Here is a 1,079-nt window from a genome sequence, read left to right as displayed (position 1 = left end):
AAGTAGTTCATGTGGCGTCCTTTGCACAGAGTTCGGAAATCATCTTCAAGCGGCGGCGGGCTTCGCTGACGAACGGGTTGCGCTCATCCCAGGCGTAGCCGGCGAGGATCGAACAGATCATCCGACGGATTTCCGCCTGGCTGTCTTCATAAAAAATCACGTCCTGGAAAGTCCCGGCGTACCAGCCCTCGACGTAGCAGCGAAAGGTGTCGACGCCGCGCTTGAGTGGCTCGGCAAACTCGCCTTGCCAATCGACTGTTTCACCTTGCAACTGACGGTGCAAAACCGCTGCCGCCATGCTCGCCGAGCGCATGGCGATGGTCACGCCGGAAGAGAACACCGGGTCGAGGAACTCCGCCGCATTGCCCAACAGCGCAAAGCCTGGGCCGTGCAGGGTTTTGACGTTGGCCGCATAGCCGCCGATGGTGCGCGCCGGGGTATCCCACACGGCGTTTTGCAGCACACCGGACAGGCTTGGGGTTTCGTCGATGAAGCTGCGCAGGCAGGCGTCGAGGTCGCTGTCGCGGCCGTCGAAATGCTCCTTGGCGGCGACCACGCCCACCGAGCAGCGGCCGTTGCTGAACGGGATGGTCCAGAACCAGATGTCGCGTTTCGTCGGATGGGTCGTTACCAGAATCTTGGTGCGGTCGAAGCCTGGGTGTTCGATGTGGTCTTCAACGTGGGTGAATACCGCCTGGCGCACGGGGAAATCAGATGGCAAGTCCAGGTCCAGCAGGCGCGGCAACACACGGCCGTAGCCGCTGGCATCGAGTACGAACCTGGCCTTGAGGTGGTACTCGCTGCCGTTCTCGCGGCGTACATGCAGGTAGCGGCAGTCACCGCTGAAATCCACGCCGACGATGGTTTCGCCGTAGCGAATTTCCACGCCTTGCAGCGCCGCTTGATCTGCCAGCAACTTGTCGAACTCGCCGCGCTGCACCTGGAAGGTGGTGGGCTTGCCGTTGCTGAACGTATCGCTGAAATCAAACGCGCTGTAGCGCTCGCCCCAGGCGAACGCGGCACCGGTTTTCAGCTGGAAGCCGGCGGCCTGCACGGCGTCGAGCATGCCGGCTTCTTCG

At 62.2% G+C, this 1,079-nt stretch carries 1 protein-coding gene; it reads right to left on the bottom strand.

The window, feature by feature from the left end:
- Positions 1 to 7: 7 nt before the first annotated feature.
- Positions 8 to 1,079 (bottom strand): NAD(P)/FAD-dependent oxidoreductase (locus tag H8F21_RS29365; protein WP_203585852.1); only part of this gene is annotated, 1,072 nt, incomplete at its 5' end.

This window comes from Pseudomonas arcuscaelestis (genome assembly GCF_016881005.1).
Lineage (GTDB): Bacteria > Pseudomonadota > Gammaproteobacteria > Pseudomonadales > Pseudomonadaceae > Aquipseudomonas > Aquipseudomonas arcuscaelestis.
Note: the sequence above shows the minus strand (reverse complement) of the source record. Positions and strands in the feature narration are given on the sequence as shown.